The sequence below is a fragment of the Micromonospora palythoicola genome (genome assembly GCF_036689795.1).
GTDB lineage: Bacteria > Actinomycetota > Actinomycetes > Mycobacteriales > Micromonosporaceae > Micromonospora > Micromonospora palythoicola.
Window position 1 is genome coordinate 13205 of sequence record NZ_JBAGKI010000013.1, and the last position, 20794, is coordinate 33998.

19 protein-coding genes are annotated in these 20794 nt (G+C 70.2%); 11 read left to right on the top strand and 8 right to left on the bottom strand.

From position 1 onward, the window contains the following. Positions 1–242 precede the first annotated feature (242 nt). Positions 243–368 carry a hypothetical protein gene (locus V5O40_RS08240; RefSeq protein ID WP_332904922.1) on the top strand — a complete coding sequence of 42 codons (126 nt, stop codon included), beginning with the start codon at positions 243–245 and terminating at the stop codon, positions 366–368. Beyond that, positions 365–2131 carry a ribonuclease Y gene (gene rny, locus V5O40_RS08245; protein ID WP_332904923.1) on the top strand — a complete coding sequence of 589 codons (1767 nt, stop codon included), beginning with the start codon at positions 365–367 and terminating at the stop codon, positions 2129–2131. The genes V5O40_RS08240 and rny overlap by 4 nt, the downstream gene beginning before the upstream one ends. 61 nt (positions 2132–2192) lie before the next feature. Here the strand turns inward: rny and V5O40_RS08250 are convergent, their stop codons facing one another. The 4 genes from V5O40_RS08250 to V5O40_RS08265 all read right to left on the bottom strand — a co-directional run bounded on the left by V5O40_RS08250 (position 2193) and on the right by V5O40_RS08265 (position 5518). Continuing rightward, entirely contained in the window at positions 2193–3089 is an 897-nt protein-coding gene (locus V5O40_RS08250; RefSeq protein ID WP_332904924.1) for an amino acid ABC transporter permease, read from the bottom strand. Next, complete coding sequence (locus V5O40_RS08255; RefSeq protein WP_269739276.1) at positions 3089–3763, bottom strand: amino acid ABC transporter permease; 675 nt, start codon at positions 3761–3763, stop codon at positions 3089–3091. The genes V5O40_RS08250 and V5O40_RS08255 overlap by 1 nt, the downstream gene beginning before the upstream one ends. An 81-nt stretch (positions 3764–3844) precedes the next feature. Then, entirely contained in the window at positions 3845–4711 is an 867-nt protein-coding gene (locus tag V5O40_RS08260) for a glutamate ABC transporter substrate-binding protein (RefSeq protein ID WP_332904925.1), read from the bottom strand. Positions 4712–4771: 60 nt separating this feature from the next. Next, positions 4772–5518, bottom strand: coding sequence for an amino acid ABC transporter ATP-binding protein (locus tag V5O40_RS08265; protein WP_269739274.1), 747 nt, complete (start codon positions 5516–5518; stop codon positions 4772–4774). 188 nt (positions 5519–5706) lie between these two features. Here V5O40_RS08265 and selD point away from each other — a divergent pair, with 188 nt between their 5' ends. From selD to V5O40_RS08295, 6 genes are all read left to right on the top strand, one after another. Continuing rightward, on the top strand, positions 5707–6696 hold the full coding sequence (gene selD, locus V5O40_RS08270) for a selenide, water dikinase SelD (protein ID WP_332904926.1): 990 nt from the start codon (positions 5707–5709) through the stop codon (positions 6694–6696). 217 nt (positions 6697–6913) lie between these two features. Then, positions 6914–7393, top strand: a complete 480-nt coding sequence (locus tag V5O40_RS08275) for a hypothetical protein (RefSeq protein WP_093410236.1) — start codon at positions 6914–6916, stop codon at positions 7391–7393. A 71-nt stretch (positions 7394–7464) separates the two neighbouring features. Next, complete coding sequence (gene miaB, locus V5O40_RS08280; protein WP_332904927.1) at positions 7465–8982, top strand: tRNA (N6-isopentenyl adenosine(37)-C2)-methylthiotransferase MiaB; 1518 nt, start codon at positions 7465–7467, stop codon at positions 8980–8982. Positions 8983–9145: 163 nt separating this feature from the next. After that, complete coding sequence (locus V5O40_RS08285) at positions 9146–10393, top strand: tetratricopeptide repeat protein (protein WP_332904996.1); 1248 nt, start codon at positions 9146–9148, stop codon at positions 10391–10393. 190 nt (positions 10394–10583) lie between these two features. Beyond that, positions 10584–12848 carry a CHAT domain-containing protein gene (locus V5O40_RS08290; protein WP_332904928.1) on the top strand — a complete coding sequence of 755 codons (2265 nt, stop codon included), beginning with the start codon at positions 10584–10586 and terminating at the stop codon, positions 12846–12848. Continuing rightward, entirely contained in the window at positions 12845–13933 is a 1089-nt protein-coding gene (locus tag V5O40_RS08295; RefSeq protein ID WP_332904929.1) for a tetratricopeptide repeat protein, read from the top strand. The genes V5O40_RS08290 and V5O40_RS08295 overlap by 4 nt, the downstream gene beginning before the upstream one ends. A gap of 57 nt (positions 13934–13990) precedes the next feature. On the opposite strand, the gene V5O40_RS08300 is transcribed toward V5O40_RS08295, so the two are convergent. The 4 genes from V5O40_RS08300 to V5O40_RS08315 form a co-directional block, all read right to left on the bottom strand. Next, positions 13991–14179, bottom strand: a complete 189-nt coding sequence (locus tag V5O40_RS08300; RefSeq protein WP_332904930.1) for a DUF397 domain-containing protein — start codon at positions 14177–14179, stop codon at positions 13991–13993. Then, positions 14169–14738 carry a DUF5753 domain-containing protein gene (locus V5O40_RS08305; protein WP_332904931.1) on the bottom strand — a complete coding sequence of 190 codons (570 nt, stop codon included), beginning with the start codon at positions 14736–14738 and terminating at the stop codon, positions 14169–14171. Before V5O40_RS08305 ends, V5O40_RS08300 begins: the two co-directional genes overlap by 11 nt. A 165-nt stretch (positions 14739–14903) precedes the next feature. Next, complete coding sequence (locus tag V5O40_RS08310) at positions 14904–16349, bottom strand: pectate lyase family protein (RefSeq protein WP_332904932.1); 1446 nt, start codon at positions 16347–16349, stop codon at positions 14904–14906. Positions 16350–16778: 429 nt separating this feature from the next. Further along, positions 16779–17987 carry a DUF349 domain-containing protein gene (locus V5O40_RS08315; protein ID WP_332904933.1) on the bottom strand — a complete coding sequence of 403 codons (1209 nt, stop codon included), beginning with the start codon at positions 17985–17987 and terminating at the stop codon, positions 16779–16781. A 250-nt stretch (positions 17988–18237) separates the two neighbouring features. On the opposite strand from V5O40_RS08315, the gene V5O40_RS08320 reads away from it, so the two are divergent. Genes V5O40_RS08320 through dapF form a run of 3 tightly spaced genes read left to right on the top strand, consistent with a single transcriptional unit; the run spans position 18238 to position 20727 of the window. Then, positions 18238–18969 (top strand): class III extradiol dioxygenase subunit B-like domain-containing protein, encoded by a 732-nt coding sequence (locus V5O40_RS08320; RefSeq protein WP_332904934.1) that lies wholly within the window; start codon positions 18238–18240, stop codon positions 18967–18969. After that, complete coding sequence (gene miaA / locus V5O40_RS08325) at positions 18852–19883, top strand: tRNA (adenosine(37)-N6)-dimethylallyltransferase MiaA (RefSeq protein ID WP_408631839.1); 1032 nt, start codon at positions 18852–18854, stop codon at positions 19881–19883. The genes V5O40_RS08320 and miaA overlap by 118 nt, the downstream gene beginning before the upstream one ends. Before the next feature lie 7 nt (positions 19884–19890). Next, a complete protein-coding gene (dapF, locus tag V5O40_RS08330) occupies positions 19891–20727 on the top strand; it encodes a diaminopimelate epimerase (protein ID WP_332904936.1) in 837 nt (278 codons plus the stop codon). Positions 20728–20794 lie beyond the last annotated feature (67 nt).

The window sequence follows — 20794 nt, forward strand, 5'->3', positions numbered from 1 at the left end:
CACGGCCGTCAGGACGTCGGCGGAGGAAGCCAACCCACGGCCATGCGCTCCGGTCGGGCGTCCAGAGTCGCAGGAGCGTGCCCACCCGGCAGGCTGTTGCGGCGCGACGGTTCAGGGGAGGCGCGCCATGGCGAGGCGGCACAGGTTCACCGGAGTCCCGGCATGAGCGAGCGGAGCGGGCCGACCGTGAGGCTTTGTTCGGCGCTGCCCGCCAAGGGTGCGCGGCGGAACGGAGCGTCGGCATGAGCGCGGGGGCGGGTGCTCCCGGCGCGGCGGATTCCGGTGCCGGCGACGACGGTGAGCAGAGTCCCGGTCCAGCTGCCGTTGCCGTGGTGACCGGTGACGGCCCGGACGGAGCCGACCGGTGAGCGCCTTCGACGTCGTCATCCTGGTCGCCGTGCTGGTGCTGACCCTCGTGGTGCTCGGCGCGGTGCTGTTCGGGGTGCGGATGATGCGGGGGTTGATGACGCGTCCGGCACCGGAGGATCCGGCGTACGTCGCGGAGAAGGACCGGCAGGAGCAGTCGCTGGCCGCCCTGCGTACGGCCGCTGACGAGGTGAACAGCACCATCGACGTGGCGAAGTCCGCGGCGGCGGCGGCACGTGCCGAGGCGGCGGCGGCCAAGGCGGAGGCGAAGGCCGCGCGGGCGGAGGCGCGTCGGGTCCTCGACGACGCCCGTGCCGAGGCGGACACGGTGCTGGAACGGGCGCACAAGCAGGCCGAGGCGGACGCCGAGCAGTTGCGCACGGCGGCCCGGCGCAGCGGTGAACGGGAGGTGGCGGTGTTGGCCGCGACCACCCGGGAGCAGGCGGCCGAGGTGGAGCGGCGGGCGACCCGGATGGACGAGCGGGAGCGGCTGCACACCGAGGAGGTGGAGCGGCTCGCGGAGCGGGAACGCCAGCTCACCGCGGCCAACGCGGCGCTGGCGGCCCGTGAGGCGGCGCTTGTCGAGCGGGAGGCCGATCTCGCCGAGGTGGAGAACCAGCGGCGACGCGAGTTGGAGCGGGTCGCCGGGTTGACCGCGGACGCCGCGCGGGCCGAGTTGGTCGAGGCGATCGAGGGCCAGGCGAAGCGGGAGGCCGCGCTGCTGGTCCGGGACATCGAATCCGACGCGAGGTCGACCGCCGAGCAGCGGGCCCGGCACATCGTGGTCGACGCCATCCAACGGGTGGCCAGCGAGCAGACCGCCGAGAGCGTGGTCAGCGTGTTGCACCTGCCGGGCGACGAGATGAAGGGGCGGATCATCGGCCGGGAGGGCCGCAACATCCGCGCCTTCGAGTCGGTCACCGGGGTGAACCTGATCATCGACGACACTCCCGAGGCGGTGCTGCTGTCCTGCTTCGACCCGGTGCGCCGGGAGGTGGGCCGGTTGACGCTGGAGAAGCTGGTGCTGGACGGCCGGATCCACCCGCACCGCATCGAGGAGGTGCACGAGCTGGCCCGCCAGGAAGTCGACCAGCTCTGCCACCGGGCCGCCGAGGACGCCCTGGTGGAGGTCGGCATCACCGAGATCCACCCGGAGCTGGTCACGCTGCTGGGCCGGTTGCGCTACCGCACGTCGTACGGGCAGAACGTGCTCAAGCACCTGGTCGAGACCGCGCACATCGCCGGGGTGATGGCGGCCGAGCTGCGGCTGGACGTGCCGTTGATCAAGCGGTCGGCGTTCCTGCACGACATCGGCAAGGCGCTCACCCACGAGGTGGAGGGCAGCCACGCCATCATCGGGGCGGACGTGGCCCGTAAGTACGGGGAGAGTGAGGACGTGGTGCACGCCATCGAGGCGCACCACAACGAGGTGCCGCCGCAGACCGTGGAGGCGGTGCTGACCCAGGCCTCGGACGCCTGCTCGGGCGGGCGGCCGGGAGCGCGGCGGGAGAGCCTGGAGGCGTACGTCAAGCGACTGGAACGGATCGAGGAGATCGCCGCCGGCAAGGTCGGGGTGGAGAAGGTCTTCGCGATGCAGGCGGGCCGCGAGATCCGGGTGATGGTCAAGCCCGACGACGTCGACGACATCGGTGCGGCGGTGCTGGCCCGGGACGTGGCCAAGCAGGTCGAGGAGGAGCTGACCTATCCGGGTCAGATCCGGGTGACGGTGGTCCGCGAGTCCCGGGTCACCGAGATCGCCCGCTAGGTCTGAGGAAGGGCCCCTGCTCGACGCCTAGTGGCGAGCAGGGGCCCTTCCTTGACACCGCTCAGCCCTGCGGCTCGGAGACGGTGGCGCCGCCCTCGGGGGTGGAGTCCGCCGCCCCGGCCGGCGCGGTCTGCTTCGGCACCCGGAAGGCCCGGGCACCGGTGCGCCGGTCCAGCCAGCCGGCGAACCAGGTGAGCATCGAGTTGATCACGATGTAGATGACGGCGGCGACGATCGCGCAGGCGATGATGTTGCCGTAGTTGGCGGAGAGGTCGTTGACGCCGCGCTGGAGCAGCTCCGGGTAGGCCACGATGTAGCCGAGCGCGGTGTCCTTGAGCAGCACCACCAGTTGGCTGACGATGATCGGCAGCATGGCGCGGGCGGCCTGCGGGAGCAGGATCATCCGCATCACCTGGTTCTTGCGCATGCCGATCGCGTACGCCGCCTCGGACTGCCCGCCGGGCACGGCTCGGATGCCGGCCCGGAACGCCTCGGCGAGCACCGAGCCGTTGTAGAGGGTCAGGCCGATCACCACGGCCCAGAAGGCGGTGACCGGGCCCTGGATGAGGAACGGCACGCCGTAGAAGATGAAGAAGATCATCAGCAGCAGCGGTACCGCGCGGAAGAACTCCACCACCATGCCGGCCGGCACGCTGATCCACCAGCGGTCGGAGAGCCGGCCGAAGGCGAAGACGATGCCGAAGGCGAGCGACAGCGCCATGCCGACGCCGGCCGCCTTCAGGGTCGCCCACAGGCCCGGCAGGATGAACTGGGTCCAGGTGGCCGACCGGGTGAACGGCTCCCACAGCCGGGGCTCCCACTGGTTCGCCTGGTCGAACTTCGTGTAGATCCAGTAGAGCAGGGCGAGCAGCGCGACGCCGAAGACGACGCTGAGCACCGCGTTGCGTACCTTGGCCCGGGGCCCCGGGTGGTCGTAGAGGACGTTGCTGGTGCTCATCAGCGCTTCACCGCCAGTCGGTTGGCCAGCCAGCCGAAGAAGTAGCCGGTGGGGATGAGCAGTGCGGCGAACGTGCCGGCGAAGACCAGGAAGATCAGAATGACGGCGTTACCGTAGCTGTTGAGCAGGTCCTTCATGACGCTGGAGGCCTCGACGAGCCCGATGGTGCCGACGATCGTGGCGTTCTTGCAGAGCGCGATCAGGATGCTGCCGAAGGGCGCGATCACCGAGCGGGCGGCCTGCGGCAGCACCACGATCCGCAGCGTCTGTGCGAACGACAGCCCGATCGCCCGGGCCGCCTCGGCCTGGCCGGTCGGCACGGTGTTGATGCCCGAGCGCACCGCCTCGCAGACGAAGGCGGCGGTGTAGGTCGACAGGCCGATCACACCGAGCCAGTAGATGTTGACGTCGAGCTCCTGGGACAGGCTCAGCCCGAGGGTGGCGTACAGCCCGAAGTAGCAGAAGAAGACGACCAGGGTCAGCGGGGTGTTGCGGAAGATGTTGACCCAGGCCGCGCCGAAGCCGCGCAACACGGGTACGGGGGAGACCCGCATCGCGGCCAGCAGCACGCCGATGACCAGCGCGCAGACCGCGGACGCGCCGGTCAGCTTGAGGATCCAGACGAAGCCCGACACGAATGCGTCGAAGTTCTCCGGATCGGTGAATACGTCCATGCTTCGGCTCCCGGGGCACGTGATGAGGGCCGGTGACAGGCCGGAGCCGGCACCCGTTACGGGTGCCGGCTCCGGTACCGGTCAGACAGCGCCGCAGTGGGTCATCTTGGTGGTGTCCAGCTCGGGCGCGGGGGTGCCGCTCTTGCCCAGGGTGGCGTCCCAGGCGGCCTTGTAGCTGCCGTCCTCGGCGGCGGCCTTGAGGATCTCGTTGACCTTCTCGCAGCCGTCGGTGTCGTCCTTCTTCAGGCCGATGCCGTAGGGCTCGTCGGAGAAGGTGTTGCCGACCACCTTGAACTTGCCGGCGTACTGGTCCTGCGCGGCGTAGCCGGCGAGGATGATGTCGTCGGTGGTCACCGCGTCGACCTGGCCGTTCTCCAGCAGCGGCAGGCACTTCGAGTACGCGTCGAACTGCTGCAGCTTGGCGTCCGGGTAGTTCTCGGTGATCCGCTTGGCCGGCGTCGAGCCGGTCACCGAGCAGACCGTCTTACCCGCCAGCTGGTCCGGGCCGGTGAGCGTGGAGTCCGCCTTGACCAGCAGGTCCTGGCCGGCGATGTAGTACGGTCCGGCGAAGTTGACCTTCTGCTTGCGCTCGTCGTTGATGGTGTAGGTGGCCACCACCAGGTCGACGGTGCCCTGCTCGATGAAGGGCTCCCGGTTGGCCGACACGGTGGTCTTCCACTCGATGCCGCTCTCCTCGACGCCGAGGCCCTTCGCGATGATCTTCGCGATCTCGATGTCGAAGCCCTCGTACTGGCTGCCCGTCTGCAGACCCAGGCCAGGCTGGTCGGCCTTGACGCCGATGACCAGCTTGTCCTGGCTCTCCGCCTTGCCGACGATGCCACCGGCGCCCGTGCCGGAGCCGCCCTCGTCGCTGTCCCCGCCGCAGGCGGTCATCGCGACCGCGAGGCCGGCAACGGCGGCAACCGCCGCCATCCGCTTCATTCGCATACCTGATCTCCTTCTTCGACTGGAGCCGGCCGGGTCACGGCCCGCCCCACTACCGGACGCCTAGTGGGTGAGGATCTTGGAGAGGAAGTCCTTGGCGCGCTCGCTGCGCGGGTTCGCGAAGAACTCCGTCGGAGCGGCGTCCTCGACGAGCTTGCCGTCGGCCATGAAGATGACCCGGTTCGCGGCGTGCCGGGCGAAGCCCATCTCGTGGGTGACCACGACCATGGTCATGCCGTCGCGGGCCAGCGAGGTCATCACGTCCAGCACCTCGCCGACCATCTCCGGGTCCAGCGCGCTGGTGGGCTCGTCGAAGAGCATCGCCTTGGGCTGCATGGCCAGCGCGCGGGCGATCGCGGCGCGCTGCTGCTGGCCGCCGGAGAGCTGGGCCGGGTACTTGTCGGCCTGGTTGGCGATGCCGACCCGGTCGAGCAGGGCGAGACCTCGCTCGCGGGCCGCCGCCGGCTTCTCCTTGCGGACCTTGATCGGGCCGAGGGTGACGTTCTCCAGGATCGTCTTGTGCGCGAAGAGGTTGAACGACTGGAACACCATGCCGACCTCGCTGCGCAGTCTCGCCAGGGCCTTGCCCTCGGCCGGCAGCGCCTGCCCGTCGAAGGTGATGGTGCCGGAGTTGATCGGCTCCAGCCGGTTGATGGTGCGGCACAGGGTCGACTTGCCGGAGCCGGAGGGGCCGATCACCACGACCACCTCGCCCCGGCCCACCGACAGCGAGACGTCGTCGAGTACGTGCAGCGGCCCGAACCACTTGTTGACCGAGTCCAGCACGATGAGCGGTTCGCCCGTCGCCACGTCGTCTGTCCTCCTCGTCGCTGTCGGGAGTCGGTCGACCCCCGGTAGCGGCCACTGTAGGCGGGGTGAAGTGGCGGAACACAACTCAGATGGTCACGGAGCGGTAACACCATGGATGATCCGACTCCGGCGTCCGAATTTGACCCACCCGGCTGGCGTCCCGCCCCGGTGACGGAGATCATGAGGAGATGACCGAGCCCGTGCGGCTGACCCGGTACGCCCGTGGCGGCGGGTGCGCCTGCAAGATCCCGCCCGGCGAGCTGGAGGCGATGGTGGCCGGCCTCGGCCCCGCTGCCGGCACCGCCGACCTGCTGGTCGGGCTCGACCATGGCGACGACGCCGCGGTGGTGAGGCTGGACGAGCGCACCGGCCTGGTGACCACGGCGGACTTCTTCACACCGGTGGTCGACGACGCGTACGACTGGGGTCGGATCGCCGCCACCAACGCGCTGTCCGACGTGTACGCGATGGGCGGCGGCCCGCTGGTGGCGCTCAACCTGCTCTGCTGGCCGCGCGAGGTGCTGCCGCTGGAACTGGCCCGCGAGGTGTTGCGCGGTGGCCTGGACGTGGCCCGCGCGGCGGGCTGCCACCTGGCCGGCGGGCACAGCGTCGACGACGACGGCCCGAAGTACGGCCTGGCCGTGACCGGGCTGGTCCGGCCGGGCGAGATGATCACCCTGGACGCCGGGCGGGCCGGTCTGCCGCTGTCGCTCACCAAACCGCTCGGCGTCGGGGTGCTCAACACCCGCCACAAGAGCACCGGCGACAGCTTCCCGGCAGCGGTGGCGGCGATGACCACCCTCAATCGGGACGCCGCGCGGGCGGCGGTGGCGGCCGGGGTGCACTGCGGCACCGACGTGACCGGTTTCGGTCTGCTCGGGCACGCCTCGAAGCTGGCCCGGGCGAGCCGGGTCACGGTGGCGATCGACACCGCCCGGGTGCCGTATCTGGACGGTGCCCGGGAGGCGGTCCGGGACGGGTACGTCAGCGGTGGTTCCCGCCGCAACCTGGAGTGGGTGACCCCGTGGACGGACTTCGGCGCGGCGTCCGAGCAGGACGCGCTGTTGCTGGTCGACGCACAGACCTCGGGCGGGCTCCTGATCGCCGGGGAGATACCCGGCGCCCCGGTGATCGGTGAGCTGTTGCCCCCCGGCGAGCACCGGGTCGTCCTGCGCTGAACGCGGTGGTACGAGGTCGCGTGCCGCTGCGTGGGAACGCGCACCATACCCGATAAACTGTCATCTTCCCGCTACCTGGAGCGACGATGCTCTGGGAAATTTGGGCCAGAATGGTCACAGACCGGTAACTTGCCCCCGGCTGGGGGCAAATGCCCCCCACCATCGTCGTAAGGCCCGATCCGGAGGCCGGTGGGGACGAGCACAGCGAGGAGACGGCATGACCGAGCTGTGGAACTGGAGAATCGACCAGGTACGACCGGTGGAGGTCTACCCGGCGCTGGCCGACGCGCTCGGTCGGGTGGTGATGCCACTGGCGGTGGCTGATCCGCTGCGGCTGCCGACGTACGCGGTGGTCTGCGACGTCTGGCAGGCGCCGGGGGAGTTCGCCACGATCGTGGACTGCTACGGCGTACCGGACGAGCTGCCCGAGCTGCCCAGCATCGCGGCGCTGGCCCGGCTGCTCGGCCGCAACTGCCTGCTGCGGGACGACACGCTCGACGACACACGGCACCTGCTGGTCGCTCCCGACGGCAGCATCCGCCCGGTGCACTTCGACGTGCGGGAGACCGACGACGGCGAGGTGCTCAGCGACCGCCGGCTGTGCACCGAGGCGGACCCGCGCTGCCGGGGCTGGTCGCGCTGCCACCGCTCCCGCTGGGCGCCCGACTCGGTCAACCCCGCCCTGGCCGCCGCCTGACGAACACCGGTCGGCGGCCGGCTCTGCTCGTTTGCGTCCGATTCCTCGGACCCGGCTACGCTGTGCACGTCATGACTACCGCAGCGGCGGGCGGCCCGCGCACCTACCAGGTGCGCACCTACGGCTGCCAGATGAACGTGCACGACTCCGAGCGCATCTCCGGCCTGCTGGAGCAGGCGGGGTACGTCCGCGCGGGCGAGGCCGAGGACACCCCCGACGTGGTGGTGTTCAACACCTGCGCGGTCCGGGAGAACGCGGACAACCGGCTGTACGGCAACCTCGGTCACCTGCGTCCGGTCAAGAACCGGCACCCGGGGATGCAGATCGCCGTCGGTGGCTGCCTGGCCCAGAAGGACCGGGGCGACATCGTCCGCCGGGCACCCTGGGTGGACGTGGTCTTCGGTACTCACAACATCGGCTCGCTGCCGGTGCTGCTGGAGCGCGCCCGGCACAACGCCGCCGCCGAGGTGGAGATCCTCGAAGCCCTCGACGTCTTCCCGTCGACGCTGCCGACCCGCCGCGAGTCGACGTACGCCGGCTGGGTGTCGATCTCGGTGGGCTGCAACAACACCTGCACCTTCTGCATCGTGCCGTCGCTGCGCGGCCGGGAGAAGGACCGCCGCCCCGGCGACATTCTCAGCGAGGTACGCGCACTCGTCGACGAGGGCGTCCTGGAGGTGACCCTGCTCGGGCAGAACGTCAACTCCTACGGCGTCGAGTTCGGCGACCGGTACGCGTTCGGCAAGCTGCTGCGCGCCTGCGGTGAGATCGACGGGCTGGAGCGGGTCCGCTTCACCAGCCCGCACCCGAAGGACTTCACCGACGACGTGATCGCGGCGATGGCCGAGACCCCGAACGTCTGCCCCTCGCTGCACATGCCGTTGCAGTCCGGCTCGGACGACGTGCTGCGCGCGATGCGCCGCTCGTACCGGTCGGAGAAGTACCTGGGGATCATCGAGAAGGTCCGCGCCGCCATGCCCGACGCGGCGATCACCACCGACATCATCGTCGGCTTCCCCGGTGAGACCGAGGCGGACTTCGAGCGCACCCTGGACGTGGTCCGGGAGGCGCGGTTCGCCTCCGCCTTCACCTTCCAGTACTCCAAGCGCCCCGGCACGCCGGCCGCGAGCATGGACGGTCAGCTGCCCAAGCAGGTCGTGCAGGAGCGGTACGAGCGGCTGATCGCCTGCGTGGAGGAGATCACCTGGGCGGAGAACAAGAAGCTCGTCGGCGAGACCGTCGAGGTGCTGGTCGCCGTCGGTGAGGGCCGCAAGGACGAGCGGACCGGCCGGCTGTCGGGCCGGGCCCGCGACGGCCGCCTGGTGCACTTCGCCACCGGTGCTGCCGGCGAGCTGGGCGACGCCGGGTCGATCCGACCGGGCGACATCGTGCACACCACGATCACCTACGCCGCGCCGCACCACCTCAACGCCGACGGAGCGCCGCTGTCGCACCGCCGGACCCGGGCCGGTGACGCGGCCGAGGCGGGGCGTTCGCCGCGTACCCCCGGGGTGCTGCTCGGGCTGCCCACGATCGGCGCGCCGGCCCCGGTGCCCGCGCCGACGACCGGCTGCGCCGTCTCGCCCTGAGCTGGGTCGACGTTCCTCCAGGCTCGAGCACTCGCAGGCAGCCAATCGTTCTCGCCTGGATCCGCCGGTAGCTGCTGCGGTCGAACCCGCCACGCCGCCACCTCACCATCCCGTCCTGACTCGACGGTGCTGTTGCCTGCTTCGGTGTCAGATCTTGGTCGTTGTGGTCTGCCGAGTCGGTGCCGGCCGTATCGTGCTGGCCCGTGTGGAGGATCTTTTGACCCGCCCACGGTCGGCTGCCTCGGTTGCCCAGTGGGTGGAGGTGCACCGGCTGGCGGTGGCAGGCAGGGAGCCGGCGATCGCCCGGCATGTCGGGGACCGGGTGGCGAGGGTGTGGCTGCGCACGTCCCGGTTCGCCGATGTCGAGACCCTCGCGACCGCGACCCTGACCCTCGGCCCGGACGCCAGCGCCTGCTGTCACCTGGGGCGGGCCCAAGCCGCCACCGGGCGACCCGAGCCTGCCCTGAAAAGCTACGACCAGGCCCTACGCCTCTACCGCGAGGCCGACGACCCCGGCGATGAAGCCGCCACCCTGAACAACATCGGTGCCGTGTACGACGGGCTCGGGAATCGGCGGCGGGCCCTCAGCTACTACCTGGGGGCACTGTCCATCCAGCGGGTGATCGGCCACCGCAAGGGCGAAGCTGCCACCCTCACCAACATCGGCACCGTGTACCGCGGGCTCGAGGGCTGGCAGCAGGCCCTCACCTACTATCGGCAGGCCCTCCCCATCCTGCGGGAGGTCGGCGACCGGGCCGGCGAGGCCATCACCCTCAACAACATCGGCCACGCGTACGACGGGCTCAGGAATCGGCAGCAGGCCCTCACCTACTTCCAGCAGGCCCTCCCCATCCTGCGGGAGGTCGGCGACCGGGCCAGCGAAGCCGCCACCCTCACCAATATCGGTGCCGCGTACGACGGGCTCGAGGATCAGCGGCAGGCCCTCACCTACCTCCAACAGGCCCTGTCTATCCAGCGGGAGGTCGGCGACCGGGCCGGCGAAGCGGCCACCCTCAACAACATCGGCCACGCGTACGACGAGCTCGGGAATCGGCAGCAGGCCCTCACCTACCTCCAACAGGCCCTATCTATCCATCGCGAGATCGGCGACCGGGTCGGCGAAGCCACCGCCCTCTACAACATCAGTGCTATCCGGTCTCGGGAGGGCGATCTCGCTGGTGCGGAGGCTGTGCTCATTGAAGTTCTTGAGGTCTTCCGCGTAACTGATGATCGCGCATCCGCGGCCACGGCGAGCTTCACCATGGCCAGCGTGCTATGGCAGATGCAGCGAGTGGACGATGCCATCGAGTTCCAGCGCCGCGCGGTGGCGCTGGCCGAGCAGACGAGTCATCCGGATCGGAATCTGATGCGAGAGTTGCTCGCGCACCTTGAGCGGACAAGGAAGGGATAGCCGGTGGGAACTGCCGTACCTGAGGTGTCGGGGTCGGACGCCCCGGGCTGGGCTGCGGAGCTGCGCGGCGCTCTGGCCGCGAAGGCCGGGCCGGGTGACGAGATGTCGCCGGTTGAGGTGCGGCGTTTCGCAGAGCTGGAGATCGCGTTCCGGGAGGTTGAATCGCGGCAGGCTGAGGGCGGAAACCAGGATGAGTGAGCTGCCCACGTACGAGTTGACGGTTTTCGAGCAGACCTCCGACTATGCGGAGTTGCGCCTGTCGACCGGTGGAGGCCCACCGAAGACGCGTGGCCTGGACAGGGCGGCGATCGACCGGCTGATCGAGATTGTGGAACGCGACTACAGCCAGCATGCGAGAGCGCAGGAGGAGTTCGGCGCGCCGCAGCTACGTGATCTCGGCGCGAAACTGGCCACCTTCCTGGACGGCGATGAGCGGTGGCTGACCCCGGTCCTGGATCGTCCGCCCGGCATCACGCTGCGCATCACCGCTGCGGAACGGTTGCGGCATCTGCCCTGGGAACTGCTTGCCGCAGGCGGCTCGTATCTGACCGTCTCCACCAGCGCGCCGCTGCTACCGGTGCGGTCCATCGACACCAACGCGGCACTCAACGGTCAGGTCGAGCCCGCGAACCGACCGTTGCGGGTGCTGTTCATGGCCACCTCCCCCGAGGGTGTCGAGCCGGTGCTCGGCTACGAAGCGGAGGAAGCGGCCATCCTGGCTGCCACCTCCCGCACCGGAGCCGAGCTGGTGGTGGAGGAGAGCGGCACTCTGGAAGGTCTTGGTTTCGTCAGTTCCGACCACGGCGCGGGATACTTCGACGTCCTACATCTGAGCGGCCACGCCAACGTCGGCTCGGACGGCCAGCCTGTCTTCGTGGTGGAGAACGAATTCGGTGGGCGTGCCGATGCCACCGCTGACCAGATCGCCCAGGCGTTGGACGGTCGCTGGCCCCGCCTGGTCTTCGTCTCCGGCTGCCTGACCGCGAACGCCCCCGACTCCGGCGCGTTCCCGTCGATGAGCGAGAGCCTGGTCCGTGCGGGAGCCCCGGTCGTGTTGGGGTGGGCGCTGCCGGTCGGTGACGTCTCCGCGACCGAGTTCGCCGCCGAACTCTACCGCTCGCTGGCTGCCGGGCAGGCCCTCGACCGCGCCGTGGTCAAGGCTCGCCAGCATCTGTACGCGAACGAGCGCGGCAACTGGCATCTGCTGCGCGTCTACACCGACGGATCCCCGCTCGTCCCCATGGTCACGCCCCTGCACGAAAAGGGGCGTACCCGGATCCAGATCCGCCCCGCCGACCAGGAGTTCCTGGACCCGCAGACCCAAAGATCCCGGGTAGCTTCCCGCGCCGCGTTCGTCGGACGACGGCGGGTCATTCAGCGCTGCCTGCGTACTCTCAAACAACCGCAGGGTGGCGACGGCGCGGCGCAGGCTCTGGTCCTGGCCGGCATGGGTGGTCTCGGCAAGAGCAGCCTCGCCTCCCGGCTGCTGGACCGCATGTCCACCACACACCAGCGTGCCGTCTGGTACGGCTGCGTCGACCTGACCAAGCTCCGGGAACTCACCACCAAAATCGACTTCCCCAGCATCGAGCAGCAGATCGAGGCGACCAAGCTGCTCGACAACACCCACGCGCCCCTGCTCGTACGTCTGCGTCACCTGCTGCACGTCGACGGACCTCTCGGGCAGACGCCGTGCCTGTTCGTGTTCGACGAATTCGAGGACGGCAACCTCGACGAACGCGACGGGGGCTACGTGCTGTCCCCGGAGATGGCCGACATTCTCCCGGCCCTGCTGGCCGCCATCCGTGACACCGGCAGCCCGAGCCGGGTCATAATCACCAGCCGCTACCGCTTCCCACCACCCGCCGGCACCGTCTTCGAGTCTCTGGAAACCCTCACCGACACCGAGCAGGCCAAGAAACTCGTGAACCTGCCCAACCTGCGCCCCGACTCCCCGGTCGACCTCGACATCCGTCTGCGCGCCGTGGAGGCCGCGGCCGGCAACCCTCGCCTGCTCGACTGGCTCGACCTGATCGTCGCCGCCCCCGATCTCGACATCGACGGCCTCATCAGCGCCGTCGAGGCCGAAGCCGACCGATTCCGCCGGGAAACCATCCTCGCCAAGAATCTCCTCAGCTCTCAATCCGCCGAGTTGCAGAAGATGCTCGCCAGGGTCAACGTCGTCGAACTGCCCGTCCCCGCCGACACCGTCCTCGCCATCCACGACCACCCCGACGCCACCGATCACATCGAACGTGCCGTCCAACTCGGCCTGATGGAAGAAGGCACCGACCCGGAAACCCGCGAACCCCGCTACTACGTCTCCAACGTGCTGCGCCCCCTTATCCGCCCTCTCCTCACCGACGACGAATACATCCAGGCCTGCGCCGCCGCCGCGCGATCCCTCTACAAACTCTGGATCACCGACCCCGCCACGACCGAGCCCACCTCATGACCACCCTCGCCCAGTGGGTGGAGGTGCACCGGCTGGCGGCGGCTGGCCGGGAGCCGGTGATCGCCCGCTATGTCGGGGATCGAGTGGCGAGGGTGTGGCTGCGCACGTCCCGGTTCGCGGATGTCGAGGCCCTCGCGACCGCGACCCTGACCCTGGGCCCCGACGCCGCCGCCTGCTATCACCTGGGGTGGGCCCAATCCTTCACCGGGCGACCCGGGCCTGCCTTGGAAAGCTACGAGCAAGCCCTGCACCTGTATCGCGAGGCCGACGACCGTGCCGGCGAAGCCGCAACCCTCAACAACATCGGCCACGTGTACGACAGGCTGGGGGATCGGGAGCAGGCACTCACCTACTACTGGCGGGCCCTGCCCATCATGCGGGAGGTCGGTGACCGTGCTGGCGAAGCCGCAATCCTCAACAACATCGGCCACCTCTACGACAGGCTGGGGGATCGGGAGCAGGCAGGCACCTACTACTGGCGGGCCCTGCCCATCATGCGGGAGGTCGGTGACCGTGCTGGCGAAGCCGCAATCCTCACCAACATTGGCCACCTCTACGACAGGCTGGGGGATTGGGAGCAGGCACTCACCTACTACGGGCAGGCTCTACCCATCCGGCGGGAGGTCGGCGATCGCGCCGGCGAAGCCGCAACCCTCACCAACATTGGCCACGTGTACGACAGGCTGGGGGATTGGGAGCAGGCACTCACCTACTACGGGCAGGCCCTGCCCATCGCGCGGGAGGTCGGTGACTGTGCTGGCGAAGCCCCCATCCTCACCAACATCGGCGGTGTGTTCCACGGGCTGGGGGATCGGGAGCAGGCACTCATCTACTACCGGCAGGCCCTGCCCATCCAGCGGGAGGTTGGTGACCGTTTCAGCGAGGCTGTCACCCGATACAACATTGCGATGATCCATCGTGGTGAAGGGCGTCTCGACGAAGCGATCGGCGAACTCGAAGTCGTCGTCGATCTCGACCGCCAAGTGGGTCACCCTGACCTCGTATCGGACACTGCCATGCTCGAACAACTACGCCAAGAACGAGCAACCGCTCAGCGACCTGATCCGGGCCCCGACCAGGGCTGAGACGCCGTTGACGCTCAGGCGGTGAAGATGGGCGAACGCGGCACGGACAGCCGCAGATCAGGGGCGGGTGCCGGCCGTTCTGATGCCGCTGACGAAGGTGCCCCAGGCGGCAGGGGTGAAGCTCAGCGTCCCGGCAGCAGGGGCCTTGGAGTCGCTTACGTCGATAGCGGTGCCTCGGTCGCGGACCTCGACGCACTGGCCGTTGCTGCCGGAACGGCTCGACGTGCGCCAGACGTTACGCTCCATGCTCGCTCAGCTCCTTGACGAACTTCACCGACTCGGCCGGCGACCTCGCCAGCATCCTCAAATTGTCGTACGCCGCCGAAAGCCGCGCCAGGTCGCGGCTCGATTCGAGGAACAGCTCACCGGCCAGGGTCTCGATGTAACCCAACGGCGGGTCGTCGTGCTCGAAGCTGAGCAGGGCGAAGCCGGAGCTGTCCGCCAGGTGTGCGCCGGCTTCGAAGCAGAGCACCTGGATCGTGACATTGGGCAGTTGGCTCACCTTGACCAGGTGGTGCAGTTGCTCGCGCAGCACGTCCGGGCCGCCGACCTCGGTCCGCAGGGACGCCTCGGACAGGATGGCGTGCAGCCGCAGCGGGGTCGGCTGCCGGTGTAGCACCTCCTGGCGGGTCATCCGGGCAACGACCCGCTGCTCAACGGTTGCCGGGTCAGTCTCACGACCGATGATGTTGACCTCGCGGGCGTACCGCTCGGTCTGAAGTAGACCGGGCACGAGCATCGGCTCGAAGTTCTTGAGTTCGGCGGCTTCGGTCTCGTACGCCCGTACTCTCCTCGCCCAGATCATCCAACGCGGACCCGCAGCGCCCGACGTCGCGCGCCTGGCCACCATCGTCGGCCTGACCCGCTGCGGCCTGCCCATCGAACGCCCTGCTGATCATGAGGTTAGCGGCAGTTTTTGATCTCTATCAAGCCGCTAACCTCATGATCAACGCGTTTCGGAACCGGGCGGTCAGACCGAGATCCGACCGGCGCCCGCGCCGCCCGTCACGATCGACTTGACGTTGCTCGCGGTGTCCAGGGTGTACGAGTACGGGATGCCGGCGACGCTGCCGCCGGTCTGCCCGCTGCCCGAGTTGACGAAGTGGTTGTTGCGGGCCACCAGGGAGCCCGGGCCGGAGCTGCCCTCACCCAGGTGGTACGGGTCGGGGGTGTTCTCGAAGTAGTTGCCCTCGACCAGCACACCGGCGTTCATCGTGGACGCCACGCCGTAGCCGCGCACGTTGCTGTAGTAGTTGTTGTAGACGTGCACCGGGTTGCCGAAGCGGACCCGAGGGTGCCGCTGGTTGCTGCCGTCGAACCAGTTGTGGTGGTACGACACCCGCAGGTGGCCGACGTCCTGGCTGGCGTTGTCGTCGCTGTGCCCGAGCAGCATCGACTTGTCGTGACCGTAGACGCGGTTCCAGGACACGGTGATGAAGTCGGAGCCGCGCTTGATGTCGACCGCGCCGTCGTAGCCGGCGGTGAAGCTGTTGTGGTCGATCCAGATGTTGGTGGCCGACTCCTGGACGTTGATCGCGTCGTCGTCCCAGTTCCGGAAGGTCAGGTTCCGGATGATGACGTTGCGGTCACCGTTGATGTTGAAGCCGCAACCGGCGATCGTGGCACCGGAGTTGCCCAGGATCGTCTTGTTCGAGCGCACCCGCAGCATTCCGGAGCAGTTGATGGTGCCGGAGACCCGGATGACCGCCGCGCTGCTGGAGTTGAGCGCGCTGGTCAACGCCGAGGCGCTGGTGACGGTGGTGGTGCCGGCGTTGCCGCCGCCGGTGGTGCCGCCGTTCTGGGTGGCCCAGCCGACCAGCCCGGTCTGCGGGCCCGGGTTGGGCGGGGGCGGGGGAGGGGGCGTGGTGCCGCCGCCCAGCCGCACCAGTTGCCACCGCTGGTTGGCACCGTCCAGGTCGGCGTACTGGGAGATCATCGCCCCGTCGGCGGTGGACCAGCCCCACAGGTCGAGGGCCTTGTTGCTGTGCCGGTTGACGAACCGCACGTCGCCGTTGGTCGAGTCCGCGAGCCGCCAGTGCTGCTTGGTGTCGCTGCTCGCGGTGACCTGGGTGACCTGCACCCCGTCGTTGGAGTTGGGGATGGTGACGACCTTGCCGGAGTGCCGGTTGCGCAGCTGGTAGTAGCCGCTGCCCACGTCGACGAACTGGAACTGCTGGTTGTTGCCGTCGAGGCGGCTGAACTGCCGGATCTCGCCGCCGTCGGCGGTGGACCAGTTCCAGAGATCCATGGCCTTGCCGCTGTGGCGGTTGACGAACACGTAGTAGGCGCCGGTGTCGACGGTCGCCGCGGCGGCCGGGGCGACGCTCACCGCGACGGCGGCGGCGGGCAGCGCGACGACCGTCGCGGCCAGCACCGCCATCCGGCGCGTCAGGCGAGGCTTGACGTCTGCAAGCACGGTGGTTCTCTCCTCATCCTCGATGATTGGGACGGATCGGCTGACGCGTCGGCGCACCGGTGGACCGGCGGTCGGGACCGGCCGGGGACCGGTTGGTGACGTGGGCGGCCACGGCGGCTGCGGGGGTGGTGTTGGCCGTGGTGGACGCCCGGACGCGTCATCCGGTGCGGTCGGCAGGGGGTGCGCCACGGCGGTGGAGGCTGCCGTGCCCGGCGGCAGCGATGCCGTGGCGGTCGCAGGATGCGCCCTGCCGTGGGATGAACTGGTCGGAATGGCTCCCGTGCCTCGCCCCTTGCGAGGGCAAGCGCTTTCCCTCAGATAATCACAAATCGACGTCGATGTAAATGTCGTACGCTAACATCGCCGGGACCTGCGGAAACGACGATGCCCCCGGCCCCGTGAGGCGGCCGAGGGCATCGGACGTACGACTCAGCCGGCCTGCTCGGCCAACTGGAGGAACTGGCGCTTCGAGGCGAGCGCCTGCTCGGCCTCCTTGATCCGCCGGGTGTCGCCCGCGGCCTGCGCCCGGGCCAGCCGCTCCTCCGCCTCCACGACCTGCGCACGCATCTGGGCCAGCAGCGGATTGTCCTCCCGGCTGGTACGCCGCCAGGCCGAGTCCATCACCTCACGGACCTTCTCGTCGACCGCGCGCAACCGGCGCTCCAGCCCGGCGGCCGCCTCGCGCGGCACCCGACCGGCCTCGTGCCACTGTGCCTGGATGTCCCGCAGCTTCGCCTGGGCACCCTTCGGATCACCGTCCACGTCGAGCGCCTCGGCCTCGGCCAGCAGCGCCTGCTTGCGCTCCAGGTTGGCGCGCTGCTCGTTGTCCCGAGCCGAGAAGACCTCACTGCGCCGGCTGAAGAAGGAGTCCTGGGCGGCCCGGAACCGTTCCCAGAGCCGCTGCTCGGCCTCCTTCGACGCGCGCGGCGCCGCCTTCCACTGGGTCATCAGGTTCTTCAGGTGGTTGGCCGTCGCCGCCCAGTCGGTCGACTCGGCGACCTTCTCGGCCTCGGCGACCAGTTCCTCCTTGACCGTCTGCGCCTGCTTGCGCTGCGCGTCGAGGGAGGCGAAGTGGGCACCCCGGCGGCGGGTGAAGGCGTCCCGGGCGGCGGCGAAGCGCTTCCACAGCTCGCCGTCGGTCTTCTTGTCGACCCCCCGGATGGTCTTCCACTCGTCGAGGATCTCCTTGAGCCGGTCACCGGCGGTCTTCCAGCCGGTCGACTCGGCGGCCAGCTTCTCGGCCTCCTCCACCAGCGCGGTCTTGCGGGCCAGGGCCTCGACGCGGGCGGCCTCCTTCGCCGCCCGGGCCTCGCCGGCCTTCTCCTCGGCCACGGTGGCGAGCTTGTCCAGTCGGGCGGCCAGGGCGTCGATGTCGCCGACGACGTGGGCCTCGGCGAGGGAGGCACGGATCCGCCGGATGGTGGCGAGCGAGTGGTTGGCGTCCGCCGCACCGGAATTGAGCCGTGCCTCGGTCAGATCCACCTCGGTCACCAGGTCGGCGAAGCGGCGTGCGAAGTGTGCCAGCCCCTCCTCCGGTGCCCCTGCCTGCCAGGATCCGACCACCCGCTCGCCCTCGGCGGTCTTGACGTAAACGGTGCCGTCCGCGTCCACCCGTCCGAAGGCAGTCCAGTCGCTCATGTGCCCATCCTCGTTCTCCCGGCACCAGGGAGCAGCGTCCCGGGTGCCGCCACGGCGCAGCCAAGTTTCTCCGGGCATTGTCACAGGTGCGCCCCGGTCCGCGTCGAGCGCCTATCGCCGACCGTGACCATACGGTGTCCTAGGGGCTGTCTGCGCCATCCGACCGGCGTGCCGCTTTCGACCGTAAGGCGCGTCGTCGCTGCCGGGCGGCACGCGGGACCCGGCCGGACCGGGCCGCTACGGTTGCCTGGTGCCACTGGTCGCCGCCGCCGTCTGCCCCCACCCGCCGCTGCTCGTCCCCGAGATCGCCGGTGCCGCCGCGTCCGAGCTGGACGACCTACGGGCCGCCTGTGACCGCGCCGTCGCGCGGCTGCTCGACTCCGGAGCGCGGACCGTCGTGGTGATCGGGGCCGACGACCGCAGCGCCGACCTCGACGCGCCGTTCCGGGGCAGCTTCGCACCGTGGGGGGTGCCGCTGGAGGTCCGGCTCGGCGACCACCCCGACGGGCTGGTGGGCACCGACCGGCTCCCCCTCAGCCTGCTTGTCGGCGCCTGGCTGCTGGACCGGCAACCGACGGCCGGGACCCGTGGCACGGACTGGCGGATGACGACGGTCGGGGCCGACGAACCGGTCCGGACCTGCGTCGACCTCGGTGCCCGGCTCGGGCCGCCCGAGCCGTGGGCGCTGCTGGTGATGGGGGACGGCTCGGCCTGCCGGGGTGAGAAGGCACCCGGCTACGCCGATCCGCGCGCCGAGGCGTACGACGAGATGATCGCGCGGGCCCTGGCCGACGCGGACGGCGACGCCCTGCTCGGCCTCGACCCGGGCCGGTCGACGCAGCTCAGGGTCGCCGGCCGGGCGCCGTGGCAGGTACTCGCCGGTGCCGCGCGGGCGACGGGCGGCACCTGGCGCGGCGAGCTGGGCTACCACGCCGCGCCCTACGGGGTGGGCTACCTGGTGGCGAACTGGGAGCGGTCGTGACCGCCCCGGGCCCAGTGGTCGCGGTCGTCGGGCCCACGGCCGCCGGCAAGTCGGCCCTGAGCATCGCCTTGGCGCACGCGCTCGACGGCGAGGTGGTCAACGCCGACTCGATGCAGCTCTACCGGGGCATGGACATCGGCACGGCGAAGCTCACCGTCGCCGAACGCGACGGCGTGCCCCATCACCTGCTGGACATCTGGGAGGTCACCGAGCCGGCCAGCGTGGCGGAGTACCAGCGGCTGGCCCGGGCGGCGGTCGACGACGTGCTCGCCCGGGGCCGGGTGCCGCTGCTGGTCGGTGGGTCCGGACTCTACGTGCGGGCGGTGCTGGAACAGTTCGAGTTCCCCGGCACCGACCCCGCGCTGCGCGAGCGCCTGGAAGGCGAGCTGGCCGCGCTCGGACCGGCACCGCTGCACGCGCGACTGCGCGACCTCGACCCGGTCGCGGCCGCCGGGATCCTGCCCGGCAACGGCCGGCGCATCGTACGCGCGCTGGAGGTGATCGAGCTGACCGGCCGGCCGTTCACCGCGGCGTTGCCCGAGCCGACGCCCCACTATCCGGCGGTGCAGATCGGGGTGGACCTGGACACCGCCCGGCTCGACGAGCGGATCGCGCTGCGGGTCGACCGGATGTGGGCCGACGGGTTGGTCGCCGAGACCCGGGGGCTGGTCGAGCGCGGCCTGCCGCACGGGCGTACCGCGAGCCGGGCCCTCGGCTACCAGCAGGTGCTGCGTTTCCTGGCCGGCGAGCTGACCGAGACCGAGGCGTACGACGAGACGGTCCGGGCCACCCGGCGCTTCGTCCGCCGCCAGCGTTCCTGGTTCCGTCGCGATCCCCGGGTGCACTGGCTCGACTCGGCCGACCCGGAGCTGGTCTGGGCCGCGCTGCGGATCGTCGGCGGGACTGCGCGATGATGGGGTCGTGGAGTTCACCAAGGGGCACGGCACCGGCAACGACTTCGTCATCCTGCCCGACCCGGACGGCGCGCTCGACCTGACGCCCGAACTGGTCGCGGCGATCTGCGACCGGCGCCGCGGCCTCGGCGGGGACGGCGTGCTGCGGGTGGTCCGCGCCGCCAAGCACGCCGACGGCGCCGCCCTGGCCGGCGAGGCCGAGTGGTTCATGGACTACTGGAACTCCGACGGCTCCTTCGCCGAGATGTGCGGCAACGGCGCCCGGGTCTTCGTCCGGTACCTGCTGGCGACCGGGCTGGCCGTGCCGTCCGGCGACGCGCTGCCGGTGGCGACCAGGGCCGGCGTGGTGCGGGCCCGGGTCGACGGCGACGCCATCGCGGTCGAGATGCGACGACCCCGGCTGTACGACGCCTCCGCCGCCGCCCTGGGCGGGCTGACCCTGCCCGGCACGGCGGTGGACGTGGGCAATCCCCACCTGGTCTGCCCGCTACCCGCCGGGCTGGACCTGGCCGGGCTGGATCTGACCCGCGCCCCCGACGTCGACCCGGCGGTCTTTCCCAATGGTGTCAACGTCGAGTTCACCACCGCCGGTGCGCCGGTGGCCGGTGTCGACGCACACGTGCTGATGCGCGTCCACGAGCGTGGCTCCGCCGAGACGCTCTCCTGCGGCACCGGCGCCTGCGCCGTAGCCGCGGTGGCCCTACGCGACGCCGACCGCGAGACCGGAACGGTCGCCGTAGACGTTCCCGGCGGCCGCCTCACGGTGACCGTCACCCCCGACTCCAGCTGGCTCTCCGGCCCCGCCCTCCTCATCGCCACCGGCACCCTAACCCTCCCCACCTGACCCCACCTGACCCCCAACCCTGACCCGCGTTGATCATGAGGTTAGCGGCGGTTTGAAGATCGACAAC

Excerpts from the sequence above, each read along its gene's own strand:
- selD (WP_332904926.1), top strand. The coding sequence starts at position 5,707 with ATGACCGAGCCCGTGCGGCTGACCCGGTACGCCCGTGGCGGCGGGTGC.
- V5O40_RS08240 (WP_332904922.1), top strand. The coding sequence starts at position 243 with ATGAGCGCGGGGGCGGGTGCTCCCGGCGCGGCGGATTCCGGTGCCGGC.
- V5O40_RS08250 (WP_332904924.1), bottom strand. The coding sequence starts at position 3,089 with ATGAGCACCAGCAACGTCCTCTACGACCACCCGGGGCCCCGGGCCAAG.
- miaB (WP_332904927.1), top strand. The coding sequence starts at position 7,465 with ATGACTACCGCAGCGGCGGGCGGCCCGCGCACCTACCAGGTGCGCACC.
- V5O40_RS08255 (WP_269739276.1), bottom strand. The coding sequence starts at position 3,763 with ATGGACGTATTCACCGATCCGGAGAACTTCGACGCATTCGTGTCGGGC.
- V5O40_RS08260 (WP_332904925.1), bottom strand. The coding sequence starts at position 4,711 with ATGCGAATGAAGCGGATGGCGGCGGTTGCCGCCGTTGCCGGCCTCGCG.
- V5O40_RS08315 (WP_332904933.1), bottom strand. The coding sequence starts at position 17,987 with ATGAGCGACTGGACTGCCTTCGGACGGGTGGACGCGGACGGCACCGTT.
- V5O40_RS08275 (WP_093410236.1), top strand. The coding sequence starts at position 6,914 with ATGACCGAGCTGTGGAACTGGAGAATCGACCAGGTACGACCGGTGGAG.
- V5O40_RS08305 (WP_332904931.1), bottom strand. The coding sequence starts at position 14,738 with ATGATCTGGGCGAGGAGAGTACGGGCGTACGAGACCGAAGCCGCCGAA.
- V5O40_RS08290 (WP_332904928.1), top strand. The coding sequence starts at position 10,584 with ATGAGTGAGCTGCCCACGTACGAGTTGACGGTTTTCGAGCAGACCTCC.
- V5O40_RS08300 (WP_332904930.1), bottom strand. The coding sequence starts at position 14,179 with ATGGAGCGTAACGTCTGGCGCACGTCGAGCCGTTCCGGCAGCAACGGC.
- V5O40_RS08295 (WP_332904929.1), top strand. The coding sequence starts at position 12,845 with ATGACCACCCTCGCCCAGTGGGTGGAGGTGCACCGGCTGGCGGCGGCT.